Source organism: Arthrobacter horti (genome assembly GCF_030731045.1).
GTDB classification, from domain to species: Bacteria; Actinomycetota; Actinomycetes; order Actinomycetales; family Micrococcaceae; genus Arthrobacter_E; species Arthrobacter_E nanjingensis.
The window spans coordinates 30,243-54,592 of record NZ_JAVALS010000012.1; the positions used below are offsets into that span (position 1 = coordinate 30,243).

The following is a 24,350-nucleotide window of genomic DNA, read 5'->3' on the forward strand; positions in this document are numbered from 1 at the left end:
CAGTTCTCCTGGCGTTGTGTAGGTGGCGGGCGGTGGCCCTAGGCCTGCTTGCCCGCGGACTTCCGGGCGGCTTCCTTCTTGCGCTTGGTCACCTCGGGGTGGTGACGGGACAGGGCGATCACACCAACGATAGCAAGGCAGGCGGCCGCAACCATGGATATCGCGGTCACCGCCGGGACATCGGGACGCAGCTCACCCAGCAACGTGATGCCGATCGCAATGCCCACGATCGGGTCGATCACGGTCAGCCCGGCCACCACCAGATCCGGAGGACCCGAGGAGTAGGCGCTCTGCACGAACCAGGACCCCAGCCCGCCGGCCGCGGCGATCGCCAGGACCGAATACCACGGCACATTCAGGAGGAACTGCCCGTTCGGGTCCAGCAGGTGCCGCCCGATGATCCGGGTCAGCACCGCCACGAAACCGAACAGCACCCCGGCGCCCAGGATGAAGACGAAGGCGCTCAGCCGGTGCCGGAACATCAACGCCAGCGAGCCGAACAGCCCAACGGCCAGGGTCAGCAGCAGCACGACGGCGAGCTCATCCGTCGGCGCCACGTGATGGTTCTCCTGGGTGGCCCCCACCGCCAGCAACACGAACAGCGCCGAGCCCGTCACGCACGCGCTGATCGCCACCACGGTGGCCCGGTTGATCTTCAGGCCCTGGTCCTTGGCGTTGACCACTGTGGTGATCACCAGGGCGATGGCCCCGATCGGCTGCACCACGGTCAGCGGAGCAGACACCAAAGCGATGCTGTTCATGGCCATGCCGCAGCCCAGCAGCACCAGGCCCAGGAGCCAGCGCGGATTGCGCAGAAGGCGCAGAAAACTGCTGGTGCCCAGCGCCAGGCCACCGGTGTCCGCCTTGACCGCGCTCCCCTGGCGCTGGGTGCCGATGGCCATGCAGAAGGCGCTGAGGACCGCCAGGACCACCGCGAACCAGATCACGCGCGGTCACCGTCCTCGCCGTCGTCGCCCCGCTGGGTGGCCACACGCGCCTGCCGCACGGGCCGGCCCTTGCGCACGATCGCGACGAAGTAGCCGATGGCGGCGACCCAGTGCCCCACCAGGCCCAGGCCCAGCAGCACCCAGGCCACGACCGTGAGCGCCAGTCCCCCGGTGACCTCGGAGAGGACCAGGAGCGGGGTGCCCAGCAGGAGCAGTGCGGTGCGGACCTTGCCGACCACGCTGACCGGGAGGTCCGGATGGTTCCGGAAGTAGAGAAGTGAGGCGGTGCCCAGGACGATGTCCGGCACCAGCAGTGCGGCCAGGTACCACCAGGCCACGACGCCGGCGAACACCAGTGTCAGCGCCACCGCGATGAGTGCCAGGCGGTCCGCCGCAGGGTCCAGGATCCTGCCCAGCCTGGACGTCTGGTCGAAGCGGCGCGCCACGTAGCCGTCGATCCAGTCGGTGGAGCCCATGACGGCCAGGACGGCCACCGCCCAGCCGTACTCGCGCACGCCGAGCACCAGCCACATGAACAGCGGGACGCCCAGGAAGCGGACCACCGTGAGAATGTTGGGCACGGTGAGGATGCGGTCATGGTCGACTTGCGGCACGCCCGGGCGTGCGCCAGCGCCGATGAGCTTCATCCTCCCCCTCTCCCCGTTCCTGTCCTGCCGATTCCCACCGCCTGTTGCGAGCGCGGGCCACAGCCCGCCGTCGTTCAGTGCTTCAGGAGCCTGCGCAGCAGCACGGCGAATGCCGTGCCGGCGGCCACCGCGACGGCGATGGGCTTCCAGCGGCGGGCGAGCTCCTCACCCAGGCCGCCGGATTCCTCCGAGGAGGACGTGAACTGCGCGAAGCGCTGCTGGGCGCTCTCCTTGACCGCCTCGGCGCGGCCCTTGGCGTCCTCCACGAACGCCTGAGCCTGGCTCTTGACGTCCAGCTGGGCCCCGAGCTCGTCGCGGATGCCGGTGAGGTGGACGCGGCGCTCGGCCAGACGGGCCAGCAGCTGCTCCTGCGTGGGGGCGGGCCCCTCTTCGGCGAGCTTCTGCTCCGCCTTCGCCTTCGCTTCGGCGGCGGCCTTGGCCTTCGCCTCCTCCTTGGCCTTCGCCGCGGCCTCATAGGCCGGCGACCCGGGTTCCAGGATGCTGGCGTCGAAGGCGCTGCCTTCCTTCACGATGCCCAGGTCGTGCTTGATGCCGCGGATGGTCTGCGCCGGCATGATCGGCATGGCCTTCTTGAGCTTGCGGAGGCCGAACAGGGCACCGATCCCGGCGATGATCAGGAACGCCGCGGAGACGATCAGCGCCGCCAGCCAGGCGGGCATCACCGTGGCCAGGCCCATGATCGCGGCGACCACCAGGGCGATGACCAGGAGTCCCACGAAGACGAGCGCCGCGACTAAGCCCGCGGTCGCGACACCCAGCTGGACGCCCTTGCCTTTGAGCTCCAGCTGCGCCAGGGAGATCTCGTCCTGGATCTGACGCGGCAACAGCTGGGCCGCGCTGCGGGCCGTTCCCGGGAGGGCCTTGAGGCTTGCCTGTGGCCGTGCATTGCTCGCATGGCGTCCGCTCATGAGTTTCGCCTCACATCGACTCGACGGGTCATGGTCCGTGACCGGGGTCACGCAAGGCCGCGGACCGAGCTGTCAACAGGCGGTCCCGCCTGGGACAAAACTATCATTGCGGCGCTCACCCGGGCCCGGCGCCCGGCCGTGTTCACCTGCGTTCACGTGGACGGGAGGAGGCTGAGCATCCTTCCACGGCCCGGGTCCGCCCATAAAATGACAGGGGTGACCGCTCCGACCCTTGCCCCCGAGACCACCATGCCCCGGCGGCAGAAGATCACTTACGTCCTGATCCTGGGCGCCCTGACGGCGCTGGGTCCGTTCACGATCGATCTCTACCTGCCGGCCTTCCCCGCCATCCAACGGGACCTGGGCGTCGGTCAGGCGGCGGTCCAGCTGACTCTCACGGGAACCACGGTGGGTTTCGCGCTGGGACAGCTCTTCGTGGGGCCGCTGAGCGACAAGGTGGGCCGGAAAGCCCCGCTCATCTGCGCCACCGCTCTGCACATCCTGGCTTCCCTGGGTGCCTCCTTCTCCCACGACATCGTTCTGCTCGGCGTGTTCCGCGTCCTGATGGGCATCGGTGCCGCCGGAAGCGGCGTGGTGTCCATGGCGATGGTCCGGGATCTGTTCTCCGGCTTCGCCATGGTGCGCATGTTCGCCGCGATGGCACTGGTCAACGGCCTGGCCCCGGTGCTGGCTCCCGTCATCGGCTCCCAGCTGCTCCTCCTGACGGCCTGGCCTGGCATCTTCGATTTCCTGGCCGGTTACGGCGCCCTGGTCATGGTGGCGTGCCTGTTCCTGGTCCGCGAGACGCTCCCGCCGGAGAAGAGGAGCACCGGCGGAACCGGCGTGCTGGCCAATTACCGCATCCTGTTCCGGGACCGGATCTTCGTGGGCATCCTGGTCATGGCGGGCATGAACTTCGCCGGGCTCTTCGCCTACCTCTCGGCCTCGCCGTTCCTGTTCGAGAAGCTCTACGGCTTCACCCCGCAGCAGTATGGCCTCCTGTTCGGCATCAACTCGCTCGGGATCGTGGCCGGTGTCCAGACCAGCTCGCGGCTCATCCGGCGTGTGGGCCCGCAGTGGATCCTGGCCGTCGCCACGGTGGGACAGGTCCTGGCCGCCCTGGCCATCATCATCACGACGCTCGCCGGCGGCGGGCTCCCGGGGCTCGCCATCCCCCTGTGGTTCTACATCCTCTGCACGGGCTTCTGCTTCCCCTGCAACCAGGTGCTGGCACTGGTGCCGCATGGCGAACGCGCCGGCACCGCGGCCTCCCTCCTGGGCGTGAGCACCTTCCTCACGGCCGGCCTCCTCTCCCCCGTGGTCGGCTTGCTGGGCACCGGCTCCGCGGTCCCCATGGCGGGGGTGATGATCTCCTGCATCGGGGTGGGCATCCTCAGCCTCTGGCTGGTGGTCCGCCCGCGTACGGTTCCTCCCCTCGCCTGAAACGCGGCACGTAGGCTGGAGGCGTGAACAACGACGACGGCCGGCGCACCACCCGCTTCCCCGCCCTCGGCGCATGGCGCCGTCGTGCCTCCCGGGTTCCGGGTGCGCTGCGGCGGGCGCTGGCTCCCTGGGCGCAGCGGCAGGCCCCGGAGAGGAAGCCGCACCGCAATGGGCGGGGCTTGTTCGTGGGGGCCGTGCTGGGCGGGATCCTGGGGTACTTCGCGGGACGGGCCATCGGACAGGCTGCCTGGGGCATCGTGCTGGGCGGACTCATCGGTGCCGCGGTCCTGTACCGGCTCAATCCGGGACCGCGCCGGAAGTAGGCTTCACGACTCTCGGGCAGAGAAAAACCCCTGGTCAGCGGATTCTCATCCACCGACCAGGGGTCCGGTTGCTCCTCCTGCTGGACTTGAACCAGCAACCCTTCGATTAACAGTCGAATGCTCTGCCAATTGAGCTAAGGAGGATCGAAGCGAGTAAGACGTTATCAGACCTCCCGGCAGATGCGAAATCGGGGTCTTCAGGACTTCTTCTTGCCGGGACGAACACTCCAGAAGAGGAAGACCAGCGCCAGAGCGGAACCCCAGCCCACGAAGGATGCCATCAGGACCTCCACGGCACCCAGCCCGGGCCGGGCCGACGGGTGCCAGTAGGCAAGAGCCAGCATGGCGGCGATCCCCAGCGCGAGAAAGCCGAGCACCAGGATCCACGTGACGGCGGGTGTGGTCCAGGTCTTCCGGAGGATGCCGTAACTGACCTTCTGCGCCACGTTCTGGTGGGACGGCGAGCCGTCCAGAATCCGCGAGGAACTGCCGACGGCCAGAATCCAGAGGGGCAGGCACAACAGGCCCATCAGCGCATCCGCGCCTCCCATCCCCGGCGATGAACCCCAGAACGCCAGCAGGGCCGCGCAGATCACCCCGCCCCAGGCCAGGAATCCCAGTGCCAGGTACGGTCCCTGGAGCGCCACCGGCCACTTCCGCAGGGACGGGCGCAGGCTCTCCCGGTAGTCCGCAGCGGACAGGGCCATATCCGATTCGGCTTCCTCCCGGCTCCGGGATCGGAGAAAGCCGCTGGTGTCCGGTTCCAGGGTCGGCATGCCGCCCGCCACCCTTGCCGAATCGGCGATGAGCTTGTCGCGGCGCTGACGGTAGTCCTCCAACGCGGCCTGGTACTCGGGAGAGCCCGGGGTCAGCCCCCTGAAATCCACGAACGGCTTCTCGGCTGCGACCGGCTCCAGCTTGCCCCAGCCCAGACGGTACAGCCACACGATCACCGCCGCGAAGAGGGCGATGCCGATCAGCCTCCCCATCCCGGAGAACACGTTGACCGAGCCATCGGCCAGACCGCTCACCACGGTGATCACCACCCCGGCCAGGGACGGGACTCCGATCACCGTGAGGATGATGGCCACGGACAGCGCGATGCCGTTGCGGCGCCGCTTGAACCGGGGTTTGGCCTGTGGAGAAGTTCGTTCCGGCACCACGGCGTTCCTTTCACTTGCGATCGCCCCCCCTGGCTGCTGTCGGTCCCATCATGCACCACGCGCGGACCAGGGCGGCGACGTGGCCGCCGTTCCCCGCGCGCGCCGCCACCTCCCGTGTCCGGCATGTTGCCGGCGCGTGTCCCCGTGTTTCCTTCTCCTCACGGCCGCCACGTACGCCGGATGAGGTGATCGTTACCGGCCTGTCACGGCCCGCACGGCCCGCGGAAACACCCGGCTCTTAGCGTGGAAGGCAGACCCGGAACCGACCCTCTGGAGGCCGCCGTGAACACCCCCGTAGACAGTCCTGTGACCTTCCTGGAAACGCACCGACCCGCCACGTCCGAGTTGCGTTTCCGCGCCGGCCGCTGGATCGACGGCTGGAATCCCGAGGACCCCACCCAATGGGCCCACGACGGCGGGCGCATCGCCCGGCGGAATCTGCGCTGGTCCATCTTCGCCGAGTTCCTGGGCTTCGTGGTCTGGCAGCTCTGGACCATCGTGGTGGTCCAGCTCCCGGCAGCCGGCTTCCATCTGGACACCGGCCGGCTCTTCTGGCTCATTTCGATGCCGAGCCTGGTGGGCGCCACGCTCCGCATCCCGTACACCTTCATGGTGCCCCGCTTCGGCGGCAGGAACTGGACAGTCGTCTCCGCCCTTCTGCTCCTGCTCCCGGCACTCGGCCTGGCCGCCGTCGTCTCCAACCCGGCCACCCCCTACGGGGTCCTGCTGCTCATGGCTGGCCTGGCCGGGCTCGGCGGCGGGAACTTCGCCAGCTCCATGGCGAACATCACCTTCTTCTACCCGGCCAGGCGCAAGGGCTGGGCGCTGGGACTGAACGCCGCGGGCGGGAATCTGGGCGCCGCCGTCGCACAGCTCGCCGTACCCGTCGCCGTGAGCGTCACCGCCGCGCTGACCGTGGGCGCGCCGTCGCTCGCCGTCGCGGGCCTGATGTGGGTGCCCCTGATCCTGCTGGCGGCCTGGGGCGCCTTCCGGCGCATGGACAACCTCTCCCACGCGAAGGGTGACGTCGCAGGAACCCTCGCCGCGCTCAAGGAGCCGCAGCTGTGGGTGCTGGCGTTCCTCTACATCGGGACGTTCGGGTCCTTCATCGGCTTCTCCGGGGTGTTCCCCAAACTGATCAAGGACCTCTTCCCCGCCTATTCGAGCTTCGCCGTCGGCGCGGCCGCCCTGTCCCTGTCCTTCCTGGGCCCGCTCGTCGGCTCCCTGACCCGCCCGTACGGCGGACGTCTGGCCGACCGCTTCGGCGGGGCCCGTATGACCACGGTCTCGTTCGCCGTCATGGCCCTCGCCACGGGCGCCGTCATCCTCACGCTGCCGCTGCGGAACTTCTGGCTCTTCCTGGCGCTTTTCCTGATCCTGTTCGCGGCGAGCGGCGTGGGGAACGGCTCCACCTACCGCATGATCCCGGCGGTCTTCGCCCACTCCAGCCGTGCGGCCAGGGCCGGAGCCTCGCCGGCCGGAACCGCCCGCCTGGCGTCCGCCGCCCTGGGCCTGGTGTCCGCGATCGGCGCGTACGGCGGATTCCTCATCCCCCAGCTGCTCGGCGCGTCGGCGAGCACCGCCGGATCCTACCTCCCCGCCTTCCTGGGCTTCGTGGCCGCCTATCTGCTCATGATGGCCGTGACCTGGGCGTGCTACCTGCGGCGCACGGGCCGCACCGTCCCGGTGGAGGTGTGACGATGACCGCCACCCACTGCCCCTACTGCGCCCTCCAGTGCGCCATGACGCTCACCCCGTCCGCGGGTGACACCCCGGTGGAGATCGCCGGGCGGGACTTCCCCACCAACCGCGGCGGACTCTGCCGGAAAGGCTGGACCGCCGCCGAGCTGCTGAACCACCCCGAGCGGCTGAGCTCGCCTCTGATCCGCGGCGACGACGGCGCGCTGCGGCCGGCGTCCTGGGAAGAAGCTCTGGAGCGGGTCGCCTCCGGCATCCGGACCGTGCAGGACCGTCACGGGCGGGACGGCGTGGGCGTGTTCGGCAGCGGCGGCCTGAGCAATGAGAAGGCCTACCTCCTGGGGAAGTTCGCCCGTGTGGCGCTGCGGACCTCACGGATCGACTACAACGGCCGGTTCTGCATGTCCTCCGCGGCGGCCGCCGGGAACCGGGCCTTCGGCCTGGACCGGGGGCTCCCGTTCCCCCTGGCCGATCTGGACACCGCGGACACCGTGCTGCTGCTCGGCTCGAACGTGGCCGAGACCATGCCACCGTTCGTTCAGCACCTGGCCGGGGCCCGTGCGGCCGGTGGCCTGATCGTGGTGGACCCCCGCCGTTCCCCCACGGCGCTCCTGACCGAGGACGGCGCCGGGACCCATCTGGCACCCGCCCCCAAGACGGACCTCATCCTCCTCCTGGGCCTGGCGCACATCTTGGTCAACAGGGGCTGGCTGGATGATTCGTACCTGGCCGCGCGGACGTCAGGTGTGGAATCCGTGATCCGTTCCGTGGCCGCCTGGTGGCCGGAACGGGTCCAGGCCGCCACCGGTGTCCCGGCGGACGTGCTGGTCCGCACGGCCCGGCGCCTGGCGGACTCCGCCCGCACCGGGTCCTGCTACATCCTGACCGGACGCGGGGTGGAGCAGCACAGCGACGGCACGGACACGGCCACCGCAGCCATCAACCTGGCGCTCCTCCTGGGCCTGCCGGGCTCCGCGCGCGGCGGATACGGAACTCTGACCGGGCAGGGCAACGGCCAGGGCGGCCGCGAACACGGGCAGAAATCAGATCAGCTCCCCGGCTATCGCAAGATCACCGACCCCGCGGCGCGCGCCCATCTCGCCACGGTATGGGGTGTCCGGGAAGAGGAGATCCCCGGTCCCGGCGTGCCCGCCGTGGAACTCCTGAGCACCCTCGGGCTGCCCGGCGGCGTCCACGCCCTCCTGGTGCACGGCGCCAACCCGGCCGTCTCCGCCCCCGACGCCGCGGCTGTCCGGGAAGGTCTGGACCGTCTGGACCTCCTGGTGGTCTGCGACTTCTTCCCATCCGAGACCGCCCGGCAGGCCGATGTGGTGCTCCCCGTCCTCCAGTGGGCCGAAGAGGAGGGCACCATGACGAACCTGGAAGGCAGAGTCCTGCGCCGCCGTCGTGCGCTGCGGCCGCCGGAGGGGGCACGGTCCGAGCTCTGGGTGCTCCACCGGCTGGCCGCCCTCCTCGGAGTGCCGGGCGGCTTCCCCACGGAACCGCGAGAGGCGTTCGAGGAACTCCGCCGCGCCTCCGCCGGCGGCCTGGCCGACTACTCCGGGATCAGTTATGAGCTGCTGGATTCCGGGGCCGAGGTCCACTGGCCGTACCCGGCCGGTGGCGGCGGCACCCCACGGCTCTTCCGCGAACGCTTCGCCCACCCGGACGGACGGGCCAGGCTGGTGGCGGTCCGGCCCGCCGTCATCCCGGACGGCGCCGCGGCTCTGGGCCGGGACGAGTTCCATCTGGCCACCGGACGGCTGCTGGAGCACTATCAGTCCGGCGCCCAAACCCGCCGGGTCACGGCCCTCCTGGAGGCGCAGCCGGAGCCGCGCCTCCAGATCCACCCGGCATCCGCCGCACGTCTCGGCATCATGGACGGTGCTCCGGTGCGTGTCCGCCGGAGCGGGACCGGCCCCTTCGCGCCGCGGCTCCTGTGCCGGGCGGAGGTGACCACCTTCATCCGGCTGGACACGGTCTTCGCACCGTTCCACTTCGCGGACGGCGCCTCCGCCAATCAGGTGACGGAGGCCGTCACGGATCCGGTCTCCGGGATGCCGGAGTTCAAGACCACGCGCGTCCGCATCGAACCGGTGGCGGCATCGAGCGAAGGAGTCACCGGATGAACACCCCGGAACGGATCGTCGTGCTGGGCTACGGCCCCGTCGCCGCACGGTTCCTGGACGCGATGCGCCCGCTGGCCGCCGCGGGCCTGGTGGAGGTCACCGTGCTCGGTGAGGAGAAGGATGCCGCTTACAACCGCGTGCTCGTCGCCGATCTCGGAGTGGGCCGCGCATCCCGCGGGTCGCTGGACCTGTCCGATCCCGACGAACTCGCCGCGGACGGGATCCGGGTGCTGCTCGGCGTCCGCGCACAACGCGTGGACCGGAGCCGGCGCCTGGTCCACGCGGCTGATGGCTCGCGGCTCCCCTACGACCGGCTCGTCCTCGCCACGGGAGCCCGCGCCACGGTCCCCAACCTCACGGGCCTCAATCCGGACCCCTTGCACCCTGTCCTCCCGGAGGGCGTCACCGCACTCCGGGACCTCGCCGACGCCGCCCGGCTGCGCGCCGCCGTCGACGGCCGCAAGCGGGTGGTGGTGCTGGGAGGCGGTGTCCTCGGCCTGGAAGTGGCGCTCGCCGCCGCCGAGGAAGGCGCTCACGTCACCGTGGTCCACCATGGCGACCGTCCGATGGGCCGCCAGCTCGACGCCGGCTCCGGCGCCACGCTCTCCGCCGCCCTCCGGCGGCAGGGTCTGCAGCTCGTCCCCGGCGCCCGCGCCACGGGTCTCACGACGGCCGACGACGGCGCGTTCCGGGCACTGGCACTCGCGGACGGCACGCTCGTGGAGGGTGAGCTGCTGGTGCTCGCATGTGGGGCACGGCCCCGCACGGAACTGGCCGAGGGGGCGGGCCTGGCGGTCGGCCGGGGCGTCCTGGTGGATCATTCCCTCCGCGCGCTGCACACCGGGCACGTGTTCGCGATCGGCGACTGCGCCGAGGTCCGCTGTCCCGACCCTTCCTGTGCCGTGTGCCAGGCGTCCGCCGGACCGAGCGGGCTCATCGCCCCCGGCTGGCGCCAGGCGGACAGGCTGGCGGCGTCGTTCACGGCACGGCTCCTGGGCACCGTGGCACCTGCGCCCCTGCCGGAGGAGAAGCCCGGTGTCATCCTGCTCAAGGCCACGGGCGTGAACCTCGCCGCTGCGGGGGACCTCCAGGCGGATCCCTGGGACGCCATGGACCCCGGCGCGCCGCTTGAGGTGTCCCTGTGGGCGGACCCCGCCCAGGGCCGCTACGTGAAGATGTGCACGCGGGACGGGGCACTGGCCGGATTCGTCGCCCTGGGGATGTCCCGTGCGGCGGCGGAGCTGACCCTGTTGTTCGGAAGCGGCGGGGAGCTGCCCGCAGACCGTTCCGTGCTGCTGCGGCTGGACGGTCCGGACGGATCCCTGGGCCGGCCGGGCACCTCCGCCGGCCCGGAGTCGGTGCTGTGCCGGTGCGCGGGCGTCAGCCGTGGCTCCGTGCAGGCCGCCGTGACCGCGGGATGCGGCACCGTGGAGGACGTGGCCCGGGCCACGAAGGCCGGGACCGGCTGCGGTGGCTGCAAGGACTCCGTGCGGGAGCTGATCGAGGAGTATTTCGCCCCGACGGCGGTCTGAGGAGCTGCGGCGTGAGGACGCCGGGCTCCGTCAGTCGAACCCAGCCCAGCCCTGCATGAACAGTCCCCGCTGGGGAAGCCAGAAATCCCCCAGCCGGTCCTGGACCGCCAGACGGGCCGGGGTGCCCAGGTCCTGCCCGCGCAGGCTCGCCCGGGAATCCCTGATGACCCACACCCGGCGCGGGCCCATCGTGTACTGGTTCCCGTTGGGAGTCTTGCCGGACAGGCTCATGCGCCCTGCGGCGAACAGGCTCCCGGCCATGACGCCCATGACCCGGGAGAACAGGGACCCCCGCCACCAGCCCGCCGGGATGACCGGGCACACGGCGGACATCAGGGCGCTCACGGCCGAGGTGCCGAGGTCGAGTTCCCAGCTCAGATCCCACGGTGCGGCCACGCTCACCACCAGCACGGACGGCGAGTGCCAGTGGAGCCGGATTTCCGTCTGCTCCGCCGCCCGGAGCGCGGAACTGAAGTAGCGGGGGCACGCCAGGTCACCGGGGACGGTGGTGAGGATGGTCCATTGGCCGTCCGGCTCGCGCATCCAGAGGGAGTCGTAACCGGCACCGAGCGTGGAGGCCGGGAAGTGGCGCAACGCCAGGAGATACCCGGAGGAGAAGGGCAATGCCACCACTCCGTACCCGGCGAAGCGGTCGTCCTGTCCGGGAGGCAGTACGGCCACATCGGAACGCCGGGCCATGAACCGCGGTTCCATGTCTGGATTTTACTCCGTGGGAACGCCGGAAGACCCGGCCGGAGCCGGGTCTTCCGGGACGGAAACCGCTACTAGGCGGCCACCTGGATCTCGTCACCCACCACGCGGGTGGGGAAGGCCGCCAGGGACGAGCCGGCGCCGTCCAGGCACGCGCCGTCGGACAACCGGTACACCTGCTTGTGCAGCGGAGAGGCGATGGTGGCCTGCCCGGCCCGCGAACCCACGATGCCGCGGGCCATGACGTGGGCGCCGGTGACGGGGTCCCGCTGCTCCACCGCGTACACCGCTCCGGAGGACAGGAGGAAGAGGGCCACCTGACGGCCCTCCACCAGAGCGGCCTCGCCCCAATCGGGTTCGAGGTCCTGCACCCGGCACACGGAGTGCCAGGAGGTCACGGCCGGGTCCACGGAGCCGGCCACGCCGGGGAATGACGGGATGCCGACGAGTTCTGGAATGGCTGTGCTGGTCATACCTCCACCGTACGGAGCGGGCCGTTTCGCCCGGGTTTTTCCTGTGTCACGGGAAGGTAAAACCCGCCTCACCGTGCCGGAAACATGCCTGTGACGATCATGTCAACGCCCCGTTACACACGGGCAACTGAGGCGAAACGGCGGCTTTCTAGGCTGGATTCACCCCCATCAGAGAGGAACGGACATGAGCGTACGTAGCACCCCGGAGGGCACACTGGCCGGCACCCCGGCCGGCACCCGACGGATCGTCGTCGTCGGCGGAGGTCCAGCGGCCCACCGCTTCGTGGAGGCCATGGCCGCCCGCGGCCTGGACGGCCGCTCACTCACGGTCCTCTCCGAGGAGAATTACCTGCCGTATGACCGCGTGAACCTCGGCAAGGCCCTGACCGGTCACGCGGACCTCACCCTCGGCGATCCCTCCTTCTGGGCGGACGAGCGGGTGAGCCTGCGGCTCGGCTCGCGGGCCGTCCGTCTGGACCTCGACGCCCGCACCGTGCACACCCGGGACGGCGCGGAACACCCGTACGACGAGCTTGTGCTCGCCACCGGCTCGGACGCCGCCCCGCTCCCCTTCCCGGGCGCAGCTTCCGCCCACGTCTACCGCACCCTGGACGACGTGCACGGGCTCAAGCGAGCGCTCACCCTCCTGTCCCGTTCCCTCGGGCGCAAGCCCCACGTCGTCGTCATCGGCGGAGGCCTGCTCGGCATCGAGGCCGCCGCCGGCGCCCTCGAACTCGGTGCAGAGTCCTCCGTGGTAAACCGCAGCGGCTGGCTCATGAATGCCCAGCTCGACGAGGGCGCCGGCCAGGCGCTCGGCCGCCTGATCGCGGGCCAGGGCTTCGCCGTGCACACCGGCACTGCGCCATCAGCGGTGCTGACGGACGACGACGGCGCGGTCACCGGCGTCGAGCTTGCCGACGGCCGGGTGCTCCCCGCCGACCTCGTGGTCGCCGCCGTGGGCATCCGCCCACGCGATGAGCTCGCCCGCCGGGCCAATGAGGACGCCCTGGCCGGCGGCGGCGCCGCACCGTTCAGCGTGGGCCCGCGAGGCGGCGTCGTGATCTCCGAGGACTGCTCCACTGGTGTTCCCCGTGTCTGGGCGGTGGGCGAGGTGGCCAGTTTCGGCGGTGAGTGCGTGGGCCTGGTGGCCCCCGCGAACGCCATGGCGGAGGTGGTGGCGGACCGGCTGCACGGCGGGTCCGCGGCGTTCCCCGGCTTCGACACGGCCACCAAGCTCAAGCTCTCCGGCGTGGACGTGGCGAGCTTCGGCGACGCCTTCGCCGCCACGCCCGGCGCCCTGGAGATCGTCTACGCGGACCCGGCCCGCGGCGTCTACCAGAAGGTGGTCACCACGGATGACGCCCGGACCCTCCTAGGCGGCATCTTCGTGGGCGATGCGGCGCCCTACCAGGGGCTGCGGCCCCTGCTGGGCCGTGAGCTCCCGGCCGAACCCGGTGCCTTCCTCACCGCCGCCGGCGGAGGCTCCGCTCCGGAGACGGAGCTGCCGGACGACGCCGTCCTGTGCTCCTGCAACAACGTCACGGCCGGGGCCATCCGGGACGCCGTGGGCGGCTGCGGGGCGTGCGAGGGCTCGGCGCCCGTGCAGGAACTCGGCGAGCTGAAGGGGTGCACCCGGGCCGGGACGCAGTGCGGTTCCTGCGTGCCGATGCTCAAGAAGCTCCTGGAGAAGGAACTGACCACGGCCGGCGTGACCGTCTCCAAGGCCCTGTGCGAACACTTCGCGCTGTCCCGCCAGGAGCTCTTCGACGCCATCCGGGTCCTGCAGCTCACCTCCTTCGAGGAGGTGCTGCACCGTTACGGCAGCGGCGCGGGCTGCGACATCTGCAAGCCGACCGTCGCCAACATCCTGGCCAGCCAAAACAGCGCCTACGTCCTGGACGCCGGCCGCGGCACACTGCAGGACACCAATGACCGCGCTCTGGCGAACATGCAGAAGGACGGCAGCTACTCGGTGGTCCCGCGCATCCCCGGCGGCGAGATCACGCCGGAGAAGCTCGCCGTGATCGCCTCCGTGGCGCAGCAGTACGGGCTCTACACCAAGATCACCGGCGGCCAGCGCATCGACCTCTTCGGAGCCCGCCTGGAACAGCTTCCGGAGATCTGGAAGATCCTCATCGACGCGGGTATGGAGTCCGGCCAGGCGTACGGCAAGAGCCTGCGCACCGTGAAGAGCTGCGTCGGGTCCACCTGGTGCCGCTACGGGGTCCAGGACTCGGTGAGCATGGCGATCCGGCTCGAGCTGCGCTACCGCGGCCTGCGGAGCCCGCACAAGCTCAAGCTGGGCGTCTCCGGCTGCGCCCGCGAATGCGCGGAGGCCCGCGGCAAGGACGTGGGCGTCATCGCCACGGCCGACGGCTGGAATCTGTACGTGGGCGGTAACGGCGGTGCCACCCCCTCGCACGCCCAGCTGCTGGCGCAGGGCCTGGATGACGAGACCCTCATCCGCTACATCGACCGCTATTTCATGTACTACATCCGCACCGCGGACCGCCTCCAGCGCACCGCCCGCTGGCAGGAGGAGCTGGACGGCGGTCTGGAGCAGGTGCGCCGGGTGGTGCTGGAGGACTCGCTCGGCATCGCCGCGGAACTGGAGGACGCCATGGCCCGGCACGTGGACTCCTATGAGGACGAGTGGGCGGCCACCCTGAAGGACCCGGAGCGCCTGCGCCGCTTCCGTGCCTTCGTCAACGCCCCGGACACGGCGGACGACTCGATCGTCCACGTCAGCGAACGCGAACAGATCCGCCCCGCCACGGACCCCGAGCGGGTCCTGCTCGGGGCGACCATCCCGGTGCGCGGCACGGAAGGGGACCTGCGATGATGCTGGAACTCAGCCTGGAGGGACTGAACGTCCTGCTCCTAGGCGAGCCCGGTGCCACGCGCCAGGCGCTGGCCCGCTACCGGCGGGAGGGCGCCGTCGTGGCCCACTTAGCCTCCCCGGCCGCCTTCCTGCGCGCCGGGCTGCCGGGCCGCGTGAGCCTGGTGGCCGTCGTCGCGCCGTCCGTGCGGCCGGGCGCCGGAGGGCGCGTGCACGACGGCGTGTGGCAGGGCATCGTGGACCACTACCGCGCCGCCGGGGTGCCGGTGGTGCGGGAACCGGCCGCGGGATCCCGCGGCGTCGTGACGCTGGTGGGCGGCGGCTGCGGTGCAGAAGGGCTGCTCACCCGGGACGCCCTGGACGCCCTCCGGGACGCGGATGTGGTCCTCTACGACCGGCTCGGCCCCTGGGAGTCCCTGCCCGCGCTCAGCACGGCCGAACTGGTGGACGTCGGGAAGCTGCCCGGCCATCACAAGGTGCCACAGGAGGAGATCAACGCCTTGCTCGTGGAACAGGCCCGGGCCGGCGCCAATGTGGTGCGGCTCAAGGGCGGGGACCCGTACGTGTTCGGCCGTGGGAGCGAGGAACTGGATGCCTGCACGGCCGCGAACGTGCCCGTCCGGGTGGTTTCCGGCGTGAGCAGCGCGATCGCGGTCCCGGCGGCCGCGGGCATCCCGGTGACCCAGCGCGGCGTGAGCCATTGCTTCACCGTGATCTCCGGCCATGCGCCGCTCTCCTCCGCCGAGCATGCGCACCTGGCCGGCCTCGGCGGCACGCTGGTGGTGCTCATGGGGGTGGCGAATCTGCCGCATCTGGCGGCGGGACTCCGGCGCGCCGGGATGGCGAACTCCACGCCGCTCGCCGTCATAGAACGAGGTCACCATGTGGACCAGCGCGTGACCCTGACAGAATTGGGCCGGGCCGAGCGGGACACCGCCGGCTGCGGCAACCCGGCCGTGATCGTGATCGGCGACGTCGTCCGGCAGGCCCCGGACTCCGGAGCCCGGCTGGTGGCCCACGCCACGGCCGTGGACACCGCATGACCGCTCAGGCACTCCGACGACAGGACAGCATGGACAGCAGCACTCCCCCGCCCGCCGCAGCGGAGCCCTCCCTGAAGGGGTTCACGATCGGCGTGACCTCGCACCGCCGCTCCGAGGACCTCATCCAGGCTCTGGAGCGCCGCGGCGCTCAGGTGCTGCACGCTCCTGCCCTGGCGATCGCGCCAGTGGAGCAGGACGTGGAACTGATCGCGGACACCGCGCGCGTCATCGACGCCCGGCCCGAGCTGTGCCTCGTGACCACGGCATACGGGGTGCGGCGCTGGCTGGAGGTGGCGGACGCCGCGGGGCTCGGCGAAGACCTGCAGGAGACCTTGTCCGCCTGCTCGCTGTACGTCCGTGGCCCCAAGGCCCGCGGCGCCGTGCGGGCCGCCGGACTGGCGGACGTGGGCATCTCCCATGACGAGACCACCGCCACGCTCGTGGACCTGGTGCTCGCCGACGCGGGCGGGCGCCTGGACGGCCAGCGGGTGGTCATGCAGCTGCACGGCTACACCGACACCACCCAGCTGGACCGCCTGCGCGACGCCGGCGCGGAGCTCCTCACGGTGACCCCCTACCGCTGGGTGGCGCCGGAGGGAGGCGAACGGCTGGAGGCGTTGATCGAGGCCGTGTGCGACGGCGCGGTGGACGTCGTGACATTCACCAGTGCCCCCGCGGTGGACGCCCTCTTCAGCCGCGCCCACGAGATGGGCCGCCACGCGGAGCTCCTCGCGGCGTTCCGGAACCGGGCGGCCACGGCCGCCGTCGGGCCCGTCACCGCGGCTCCCCTGGAGGCCGCCGGCCTGAGCCCGTGGATCCCGGACCGCTTCCGGATGGGTGCGATGGTCAAGCTCGTGACGGACAATCTGCTCCGCCGGCAGGTCCGGACCCTCAGCACCGCGTGCGGGCTCGTGGAATTGCGCGGGCGCTCCGTTCTGGTGGCCGGGACCGAGGTGTCCCTGACCCCCACGGCGCTCCTGCTCCTCCGCGCTCTGTTCGAAGTGGGCGGCGCCGTGGTCACCCGGGAGACCCTGGCCGGGCTCCTGTCCCAGGACGGCCCGGGCCACGCCCTGGACACCGCGGTGAACCGGCTCCGCTCCGCGCTCCCGGACGGGAGCCTGGTCCAGACCGTGGTGAAGCGCGGATACCGACTGCGGGTCTGACGCAGTGAGTGCTCAGTTGTGGCGGCATTCTCCGCCGGGACGTCGCCACAACTGAGCAGTCAACGCCGCTGGCAGGCAAAGAAAAACCCCTGGTCAGCGGCGTGATTTCCGCCGACCAGGGGTTCAGTTGCTCCTCCTGCTGGACTTGAACCAGCAACCCTTCGATTAACAGTCGAATGCTCTGCCAATTGAGCTAAGGAGGATCGCGAAGCGGGTATAACTTTACCAGAGCCTGGACGGAAGCTGAAATCGGTGTCTCTTCGCCTCCGCCGGAACCGCTCAAGCGTTCTGCCGCAACGAGCGCCGCTGCATCTCCAGACCCAGCAACTGCCGGTTCAGATCCTGCACCACGGCGGGGTCCGCGTCGACGCCCATACGCTGCAACTGACCCAGCAGATCCGCCTTCTGGCGCGTGATGTCGAGTTCGAACAGCCGGGCCAGGATGTCGCGGCAGGCGCGCCGCAGAGCCTCCTCATCGGCCGCGGGAATCATCGCCACGGCCAGTTCGGACACCAGCGCCCTCAGCGGCTCCGGCACCTCTTCCCGCACGGCCTCCACCCAGCTCACCGGGTCTCCCGTCCGCGCCGTGCCAACCGCGCGGATCGCCGTGTGGACCGCTTGGTACGCGGGCACCACGAAATGCATGGCCGCGAACGGCGGCCAGTGCGCGTCGTCGAGCACCTGTGGCTGCTGCAGCGCCACCTCCAGCGCCTGGCGCTCCATGGCGGCCGCCGGATCCTTCGGGTCCGGGCGGCTGTACAGCGGAGTCTCCGGCTCGGCAGGGCTGCCGGGCTCCTCCCGGAACGACGGCGACGAATCGCCGCCGCGCGACGACAGCCCACCGCTGCCGCGTCGGATGGCGGCCTGAACGCTCCGGGAGACGTCCTCCATGGTCATTCCCAGCCAGCCGGCCAGTTCACGCGTGTACGCCGGGCGCAGGGAGCTGTCCCTGATCTGGGCGACGATGGGCGCAGCCTCGCGCAGCGCCGCGACGCGGCCCTCCACGGTGTTCAGATCGTGCTTCTTCAGGCCCACACGGATGGCGAACTCGAAGAGCGGACGGCGGCTGTCGATGAGGTCCTTGACCGCCTGGTCCCCCCGGTGCTGCCGCAGCTCACACGGATCGGCCCCGCTCGGTTCCACGGCCACATAGGTCTGCGCGACGAAGCGCTGGTCCTCCGCGAAGGCGCGCAGTGCGGCCTTCTGGCCCGCGGCGTCGCCGTCGAAGGTGAAGACCACCTCGCCGCCGGAGCCGTCATCGGAGAGCAGCCGGCGGACGATCTTGATGTGGTCCCCGCCGAACGCCGTGCCACAAGTGGCCACGGCCGTGCCGACCCCGGCCAGGTGACAGGCCATCACGTCCGTGTAGCCCTCCACCACCACCAGTTGGCGGGACTTCACGATCTCCCGCTTGGCCTGGTCGATGCCGTAGAGGACCTGGGACTTCTTGTAGAGCGGGGTCTCCGGGGTGTTGAGGTACTTGGGGCCTTTGTCGTCCTCGAAGAGCTTGCGGGCGCCGAAGCCGATGACGTCCCCGGTGATGTCCTTGATGGGCCAGATGAGGCGGCCACGGAAGCGGTCGTACATCCGGGTGGTCCCCTCACGGCTGGAGAACATGCCGGTCTGGACCAGTTCCTCGTCCCGGAAGCCCTTGGTGCGCAGGTGGCCCAGGAGGCCGTCCCAGCCTTGCGGGGCGAAGCCGACGCCGAACTGTTCGGCGGCGTTGCGGTCGAAGCCGCGCTCGGCCAGGAAGCGGCGGCCCTCGATGGCGCCGGGGGTCAGGAGCTGGGCGGTGAAGAACTCCGCGGCGATCTTGTGTGCATCCAGCAGACGCTGCCGCTTGCCCACGTCTTCGCGCCGCGGTCCGCTCCCGCCGTCCTCATAGCGCAGTTCGATGCCGACGCGGGCCGCGAGCTTCTCCACGGTCTCGGTGAAGGAGAGGTGGTCCATCTTCTGCACGAAGGAGATGACGTCGCCGCTCTCACCGCAGCCGAAGCAGTGGTAGGTGCCTACCTGGGGGCGCACGTGGAAGCTGGGGCTGCGCTCATCGTGGAAGGGGCACAGGCCCTTGAATGAGCCGATCCCGGCGCCACGGAGCGTGACGTAGCCGTCCACCACTTCCTTGATGTCGGTGCGCTGGCGGACCGTCTCGATGTCTTCCCGTTTGATCAGCCCAGCCACATCACCATCCTATGACTCCGTGGCAAATCGGCAGGTGGCCACGGCCACCCTGTGGATCACCACAAGGACGGCAGGCTCCCCACCAGACGCTCATGCATGCTCAGGGCTGAGGCGTCCGTCAGTGAGGCGACCTGGTCGATCACCACACGGAACCGCGCGTCGTCGTCCGCAGCCGCGCGCCAGTCCGCTGCGAACATCGGCTCCAGATGTGTGTCCCCCGTGGCGTTGAGCGCACTCACCAGTGCGTGCAGGACCTCCCGCTGACGTTCGTAGATGGGCTGCCGGTGGTCCGTGGTCATGACGAAGGTGGTGGCCAGGCCCTTCATGACCGCGATCTCCATCACGGTCTCCTGCGGCACCATGAGCTGGGCGTTGTAGCGCGTCAGCCGGTCCGGGCCGTACACGGAACGGGTGCTCTCCAGGGCGCTCTGGCAGAAGCGGCCGATGAGCTGGCTGGTCATGTTCTTCAGGGCGGCCATAGATTTCCGGCTGCCGTCCGCCTCCCGCACCCAGACCGGAGTGGCCTCCAGGCGGGCCAGGGCGGCGTCCACCTCGGCGGGGTCTGCGTGCGGCAGATACCACTGGCGGGTGTAGCCGACCACGCGGGCACGGTGGTCCGGGTTGTCCATCCAGCGCAGCTGGAAGTGCCCGGCGACGACGGCGTCCTCCACATCATGCACGGAGTAGGAGATGTCATCCGCCAGGTCCATCACCTGCGCCTCGATGCAGGTCTGGCCGGCCGGGGCGTTGTCCCGGATCCAGTCGAAGATGGGGACGTCGTCCGTGTAGGCGCCGAACTTGCTGGTGCGCTGGCCGTGGATCACGGGCGCGTCCGCGGCCTGCCACGGGTACTTGCAGGACGCGTCCAGACTGGCGCGGGTGAGATTCAGGCCGGCGGGGCCGCCGTCCGAGGTCAGGACCTTCGGCTCCAGCCGGGTCAGGAGACGGAGTGTCTGGGCGTTGCCCTCGAAACCACCGATGTCATGGGCGATCTCGTTGAGTGCGGACTCCCCGTTGTGGCCGAAGGGCGGATGGCCGAGGTCGTGGGCCAGGCAGGCCGTGTCCACCACGTCAGGGTCGCAGCCGAGGGTCCGGCCGAGTTCGCGGCCCACCTGTGCCACTTCCAGGCTGTGGGTCAGGCGAGTGCGGACGAAATCGTCCGTGTCCGGCGCGACCACCTGGGTCTTGGCGCCGAGGCGCCGGAGGGCCGAGGAGTGCAGGACGCGGGCCCGGTCACGCTCGAAGTCCGAGCGGTAGGTGCTCTTGGGCGGCTCCGCGACCCAGCGCTCGGAGGCGTGGACGGGGTACTGGGCGTCACTCACGGTCTCAGTGTATTGCGGTGCTTGGTCTCCGCCCTGATGCCCCCGCCGAAACAGTCGGTTTCCGCTGAAACAGTGTGGTTAAACCACTGTCTCAGCGGAAACCCACTGTTTCAGCGGAAACCGACTGTTTCACGGAAGTCACGTGGGGCGTCATGTCCTGGACTACAGCAGCCAGCCGTTCTCCGCGGCGATCCGGGCTGCGTCACCGCGGGTCCGGCCGCCGGTCTTGGCCATGGCCGACGAGAGGTGATTGCGCACCGTGCCCTCGGAGAGGAAGACCTCCCGGGCGATGTCCGCCACGGTCCCGCCACCGGCCGCCACGCGGAGCACGTCCACCTCGCGGACGGTGAGGGGCGACTCCCCCGCCACGAGCGACTCGGCCGCCAGGGAGGGGTCGACGACGCGCAGCCCGGAACGCACGCGGCGCACCGCATCCGCGAGCTGCTTTGCCGGGGTGTCCTTGACCACGAACCCCGCGGCGCCCGCCTGAAGCGCCCTCCGGACATACCCCGGGCGGCCGAAGGTGGTCACCATCAGCACGCGGCACGACGGCGCCTGCTTGCGCAGGAGCTCGGCTGCGCACAGCCCGTCCATACCGGGCATCTGGACGTCCAGGAGCGCCACGTCGGCGGAGTGCTCCAGGACCGCCGCCACGGCGCTCTCCCCATCACCGGCCTCGGCCACCACGTCGATGTCCGGTTCCAGCCCCAGCAGGGCGGCGAGCGCACCCCGGACCAGGGCCTGGTCGTCCGCGATGACCAGGCGGATCGCTTGCTCCGCCGTCACTGCCCCATCACCGCCGTCAGCCGGAATCCGCCCAGTTCCGACGGCCCCGTGGTCATCGTCCCGCCGGCCAGCCGCACACGTTCGGCGAGGCCGTCCAGGCCGGTGCCTTTGCCGATCCACTGCGGCACCGCTCCACCGGCCACCTGCCGGCCGTCGACGACGGCGGCGCGCCACCCGCCGTCGTCGTCCACCTGGACGCGGTCGGCGGTGAGGGTGATGCGGCAATGTGCCGCGCGCGAGTGACGGACCACATTGGTGACGCCCTCGCGCACCACCCAGCCGAACAGCTCGCGGTGCGCCGAGGACACCTGGTCCACGGTGCCGGGAAGCTCGGCCTCGATGCCGGCCGATCCGAGCGCGGCACGGGCCTGTGCCAGCTCCGCCACCACGTTCACGCCACGGTAGCCGGCCACGGTGGCCCGCACATCGGCGAGGGCTCCACGCGTCAGTTCCTCGATCTCCTCCAGCTCCTTCCGGGACCGGTCCGGATCCGCGTCCAGCAGGCGCCGGGCCAGTTCCGCTTTGACGGCCACCACGGTCAGGGAGTGCCCCAGGATGTCGTGCATGTCCCGGGCCATCCGGTCCCGTTCCGCCGCGACCGCGGCGTCCGCAAGGTCCTGGCGGGTGGCCTCAAGCTGCTGCCGCAGCTCGATCTGCCGGGCGAACGCCATGAGCATCAGGCCGATCGACAGCACCACGGAGCCCTGGATGACGCCCACCTCGGGCTGCGAGACGCTGAAGCCGATTGCCATGGCTCCTGCGGAGAGCATGATCAGGACCGCGAAGCGCCACCGGGCCGGGATCGGCAGCATGGCCTGGGAGCACGCCAGGAAGGTCCAGGTCCAGACGGCCGGGGCGCCCAGGACCGCCACCACCAGAAGATTGCTCAGCAGGAGTGCCGCCAGGACCAGGTACCCGGCCCGCAGCTGGTGGGGCTCATTCTCCCGGAACCACGCGTACGGCGGGCCGAAGGCGTACACCACGAAGAACACCAGGCTCAGCCCGGTGATCAGAAGTTTGTGCCCCAGCGCGGTGGACGGGTCCGACCACACGGTGCTGAAGGTGGGCCAGGTCCACAGCAGCAACGAGATGCCGGCCCCGAAGAACCAGCCGCGGGTGCCGGCGTGCTGCAGCCAGGCCCCCGCGGCCATCGGTCCGAAACGTTCCATATCGATCAATCTAGTCCCCGCCTCGCCGGCGCCCATCCCCGGACCCACGCTCCGTAGGCTCCATCAGACCCGTTTGGTGTCCCGCCGGAAGGCCAGCGCGGCGCCCACGGCGAACACCACCAGCCAGATCCCCGCGTTCAGCACCCAGATCCAGTTCCAGTCCTGGGTGAGCGGGCTGCGGGCGATCTGCCCGATCCCGTAGGCCGGGGTCCACTTGGCGATCTCCACGAAGGTGTCGCCCATGATCTGCACGGGCATGAACAGCCCGCCCAGCATGGCGAGGATCGCCAGGACCGGGCCCAGCAGCTGCATGACGTTCTGGCTCGGCATGAGATAACCGGCCATGAGACCGAGGGCGGCGAAGACCAGGGACCCCAGCCAGGCCGTCAGGCCGGCGGCGATGAGCGTTCCGGTGTCCAGGTGCACCCCGAAGAGCGCGCCGACGGTGAACTGGGCCACCACGGAGATGAAGCTCATGACCAGTGCGGCGACCGCCTTGATGACGATGTAGGCGCCCGGCTGAAGCGGCGTGAGGCGCAGCTGCCGTGACCAGCCTTGGGCACGCTCCACAGCCACCTGTGCCCCGGAAGCGGTGGCCGAGGTCATGGCCGCGTAGACCGTGAGGCTGATGAGGATGTACTCACCGTAGCTGTGCTGGCCGCCGGGCATCATCTGGTTCTTGTTGGCCAGGCCGAAGATGGCGAAGAAGATGGCGGGCACCACCAGAGTGAAGATGAGGCTCCGCCGATTGCGCACCAGGCGCTTGATCTCGATCCAGAGGAAGGTCCCATTGACCCCGCCCCGGGCCGGGCGGCGGTCCACCAGGTTGATGGCGGCCCGCTGTTCGTCCGTGCTGGTGGTGCTCATGCCCGTGCCTCGCTTTCCGTCCGGGGTTCGGCCGCTGTCTCCGGCAGGGACGCGATGTCCTCCGCCTCGTCACTGGTGAGGGCCACGAAGGCATCCTCAAGATTGTTGGCGGTGACCTCCAGGTCGTGCGCGTCCGTTTCGGTCAGGAGGAAGCGGAGCACCGCGTCCGATTCGCGGGTGCGGATGGTGACCCGGGCGCCGTCGTGCTCCACGGAGTCCACTTCCGGCAGCAGCGCGAGGCGCGGATCGTCGTGGGACAACGCCGCGCGGACGGTGCGGCCGGAGGCCAGGTTCTTGATCTGGGCGGCCGTGCCGTCCGCCACGATGCGGCCCTTCCGGACCAGGACGACGCGGTCCGCGTAGCTGTCCGCCTCCTCCAGATAGTGGGTGGCGAAGACCACGGTGCGGCCACGGTGGGCGTCCTGCCGGATGGCCTGCCAGAAGTCGCGCCGCCCGGTGACGTCCATGCCTGTGGTCGGTTCGTCCAGGATCATCAGACCGGGGTCGGAGACGAGTGCCATGGCGAAGCGCAGCCGCTGCTGCTGGCCGCCGGAGCACTTCTCCACGCGGCGGTCGGCCAGTTCGGCGATGCCCGCCCTTTCGAGGACCTCGACGACGGGCCGCGGGGAATCGAACATGGCGGCGGTGAGCTGGACGGACTCCTTCACGGTGATGTCCTTGAGCAGGCCGCCCGTCTGCATGACCGCGGCCACCTGACCACGGGCGATGGCCTGCCGCGGGGTGCCGCCGTAGACGCTCACGGTGCCCTTGCCGGGCTGGGAGAGCCCCAGGATCATGTCGATCGTGGTGGTCTTGCCCGCGCCGTTGGGACCCAGGAAGGCGACCACCTCGCCGGGTGCGACCTGCAGATCGATGCCCCGCACGGCCTGCACGGAGCCGAAGTTCTTGTGGAGGCCCTTGGCGTCCACGGCCAGAAGATTGTTCATGCCTCCATTCGACCGTGTACACCGGAGCCATGCCCGGG

General features: G+C 70.4%; 20 protein-coding genes and 2 tRNA genes. 8 read left to right on the forward strand and 14 right to left on the reverse strand.

Annotation, left to right across the window (positions count from 1 at the left end; all coding sequences use genetic code 11):
- Positions 1–38: 38 nt before the first annotated feature.
- The 3 genes from Q9R02_RS13860 to Q9R02_RS13870 all read right to left on the reverse strand — a co-directional run bounded on the left by Q9R02_RS13860 (position 39) and on the right by Q9R02_RS13870 (position 2,523).
- A complete protein-coding gene (locus Q9R02_RS13860; RefSeq protein ID WP_305997295.1) occupies positions 39–947 on the reverse strand; it encodes a DMT family transporter in 909 nt (302 codons plus the stop codon).
- Positions 944–1,594 (reverse strand): CDP-alcohol phosphatidyltransferase family protein, encoded by a 651-nt coding sequence (locus tag Q9R02_RS13865; RefSeq protein ID WP_305997296.1) that lies wholly within the window; start codon positions 1,592–1,594, stop codon positions 944–946. Before Q9R02_RS13865 ends, Q9R02_RS13860 begins: the two co-directional genes overlap by 4 nt.
- A 74-nt stretch (positions 1,595–1,668) precedes the next feature.
- Positions 1,669–2,523, reverse strand: coding sequence for a phage holin family protein (locus Q9R02_RS13870; protein ID WP_305997297.1), 855 nt, complete (start codon positions 2,521–2,523; stop codon positions 1,669–1,671).
- A gap of 207 nt (positions 2,524–2,730) precedes the next feature.
- On the opposite strand from Q9R02_RS13870, the gene Q9R02_RS13875 reads away from it, so the two are divergent.
- Together Q9R02_RS13875 and Q9R02_RS13880 are read left to right on the forward strand one after the other, a co-directional pair.
- Positions 2,731–3,966 carry a multidrug effflux MFS transporter gene (locus Q9R02_RS13875; protein ID WP_425279280.1) on the forward strand — a complete coding sequence of 412 codons (1,236 nt, stop codon included), beginning with the start codon at positions 2,731–2,733 and terminating at the stop codon, positions 3,964–3,966.
- Positions 3,967–3,989: 23 nt separating this feature from the next.
- On the forward strand, positions 3,990–4,289 hold the full coding sequence (locus Q9R02_RS13880) for a hypothetical protein (protein ID WP_342006935.1): 300 nt from the start codon (positions 3,990–3,992) through the stop codon (positions 4,287–4,289).
- Positions 4,290–4,360: 71 nt separating this feature from the next.
- On the opposite strand, the gene Q9R02_RS13885 is transcribed toward Q9R02_RS13880, so the two are convergent.
- Both Q9R02_RS13885 and Q9R02_RS13890 read right to left on the reverse strand, forming a co-directional pair.
- Positions 4,361–4,433, reverse strand: a tRNA-Asn gene (locus tag Q9R02_RS13885).
- Between the two features lie 53 nt (positions 4,434–4,486).
- The gene (locus Q9R02_RS13890) at positions 4,487–5,449 is read right to left on the reverse strand and encodes a hypothetical protein (RefSeq protein WP_305997298.1); all 963 of its coding nucleotides are present in this window, start codon (positions 5,447–5,449) and stop codon (positions 4,487–4,489) included.
- A gap of 309 nt (positions 5,450–5,758) precedes the next feature.
- On the opposite strand from Q9R02_RS13890, the gene Q9R02_RS13895 reads away from it, so the two are divergent.
- Genes Q9R02_RS13895 through Q9R02_RS13905 form a run of 3 tightly spaced genes read left to right on the forward strand, consistent with a single transcriptional unit; the run spans position 5,759 to position 10,811 of the window.
- Positions 5,759–7,150, forward strand: a complete 1,392-nt coding sequence (locus Q9R02_RS13895; protein ID WP_305997343.1) for an MFS transporter — start codon at positions 5,759–5,761, stop codon at positions 7,148–7,150.
- A 2-nt stretch (positions 7,151–7,152) separates the two neighbouring features.
- Complete coding sequence (locus Q9R02_RS13900; protein ID WP_305997299.1) at positions 7,153–9,279, forward strand: molybdopterin oxidoreductase family protein; 2,127 nt, start codon at positions 7,153–7,155, stop codon at positions 9,277–9,279.
- Positions 9,276–10,811 carry an FAD-dependent oxidoreductase gene (locus Q9R02_RS13905; RefSeq protein ID WP_305997300.1) on the forward strand — a complete coding sequence of 512 codons (1,536 nt, stop codon included), beginning with the start codon at positions 9,276–9,278 and terminating at the stop codon, positions 10,809–10,811. The genes Q9R02_RS13900 and Q9R02_RS13905 overlap by 4 nt, the downstream gene beginning before the upstream one ends.
- A 30-nt stretch (positions 10,812–10,841) precedes the next feature.
- Here Q9R02_RS13905 and Q9R02_RS13910 read toward each other — a convergent pair whose 3' ends face one another.
- Together Q9R02_RS13910 and nirD are read right to left on the reverse strand one after the other, a co-directional pair.
- Positions 10,842–11,525: a hypothetical protein gene (locus tag Q9R02_RS13910; RefSeq protein WP_305997301.1), complete on the reverse strand. Its 684-nt coding sequence runs from the start codon at positions 11,523–11,525 to the stop codon at positions 10,842–10,844.
- A gap of 71 nt (positions 11,526–11,596) precedes the next feature.
- On the reverse strand, positions 11,597–11,995 hold the full coding sequence (gene nirD, locus Q9R02_RS13915) for a nitrite reductase small subunit NirD (RefSeq protein ID WP_305997302.1): 399 nt from the start codon (positions 11,993–11,995) through the stop codon (positions 11,597–11,599).
- Positions 11,996–12,179: 184 nt separating this feature from the next.
- On the opposite strand from nirD, the gene nirB reads away from it, so the two are divergent.
- From nirB to Q9R02_RS13930, 3 genes are read left to right on the forward strand one after another with little or no spacing between them, the layout of a single operon-like run.
- Positions 12,180–14,837, forward strand: coding sequence for a nitrite reductase large subunit NirB (gene nirB / locus Q9R02_RS13920; protein WP_305997303.1), 2,658 nt, complete (start codon positions 12,180–12,182; stop codon positions 14,835–14,837).
- Entirely contained in the window at positions 14,834–15,877 is a 1,044-nt protein-coding gene (gene cobA, locus Q9R02_RS13925; RefSeq protein ID WP_305997304.1) for a uroporphyrinogen-III C-methyltransferase, read from the forward strand. The genes nirB and cobA overlap by 4 nt, the downstream gene beginning before the upstream one ends.
- Positions 15,874–17,040 (forward strand): uroporphyrinogen-III synthase, encoded by a 1,167-nt coding sequence (locus Q9R02_RS13930; RefSeq protein ID WP_425279281.1) that lies wholly within the window; start codon positions 15,874–15,876, stop codon positions 17,038–17,040. The genes cobA and Q9R02_RS13930 overlap by 4 nt, the downstream gene beginning before the upstream one ends.
- A gap of 130 nt (positions 17,041–17,170) precedes the next feature.
- Here the strand turns inward: Q9R02_RS13930 and Q9R02_RS13935 are convergent.
- The 7 genes from Q9R02_RS13935 to Q9R02_RS13965 form a co-directional block, all read right to left on the reverse strand.
- A tRNA-Asn gene (locus Q9R02_RS13935) sits at positions 17,171–17,243 on the reverse strand.
- Between the two features lie 76 nt (positions 17,244–17,319).
- Positions 17,320–19,221: a DNA primase gene (gene dnaG, locus Q9R02_RS13940; RefSeq protein ID WP_305997306.1), complete on the reverse strand. Its 1,902-nt coding sequence runs from the start codon at positions 19,219–19,221 to the stop codon at positions 17,320–17,322.
- Positions 19,222–19,277: 56 nt separating this feature from the next.
- Positions 19,278–20,543: a deoxyguanosinetriphosphate triphosphohydrolase gene (locus Q9R02_RS13945; protein WP_305997307.1), complete on the reverse strand. Its 1,266-nt coding sequence runs from the start codon at positions 20,541–20,543 to the stop codon at positions 19,278–19,280.
- A gap of 162 nt (positions 20,544–20,705) precedes the next feature.
- The gene (locus Q9R02_RS13950) at positions 20,706–21,329 is read right to left on the reverse strand and encodes a response regulator transcription factor (protein WP_305997308.1); all 624 of its coding nucleotides are present in this window, start codon (positions 21,327–21,329) and stop codon (positions 20,706–20,708) included.
- On the reverse strand, positions 21,326–22,498 hold the full coding sequence (locus Q9R02_RS13955; RefSeq protein WP_305997309.1) for a sensor histidine kinase: 1,173 nt from the start codon (positions 22,496–22,498) through the stop codon (positions 21,326–21,328). Before Q9R02_RS13955 ends, Q9R02_RS13950 begins: the two co-directional genes overlap by 4 nt.
- A 63-nt stretch (positions 22,499–22,561) precedes the next feature.
- Entirely contained in the window at positions 22,562–23,365 is an 804-nt protein-coding gene (locus Q9R02_RS13960) for an ABC transporter permease (RefSeq protein WP_305997310.1), read from the reverse strand.
- Positions 23,362–24,312 carry an ABC transporter ATP-binding protein gene (locus Q9R02_RS13965; RefSeq protein WP_305997311.1) on the reverse strand — a complete coding sequence of 317 codons (951 nt, stop codon included), beginning with the start codon at positions 24,310–24,312 and terminating at the stop codon, positions 23,362–23,364. Before Q9R02_RS13965 ends, Q9R02_RS13960 begins: the two co-directional genes overlap by 4 nt.
- Between the last annotated feature and the right edge of the window lie 38 nt (positions 24,313–24,350).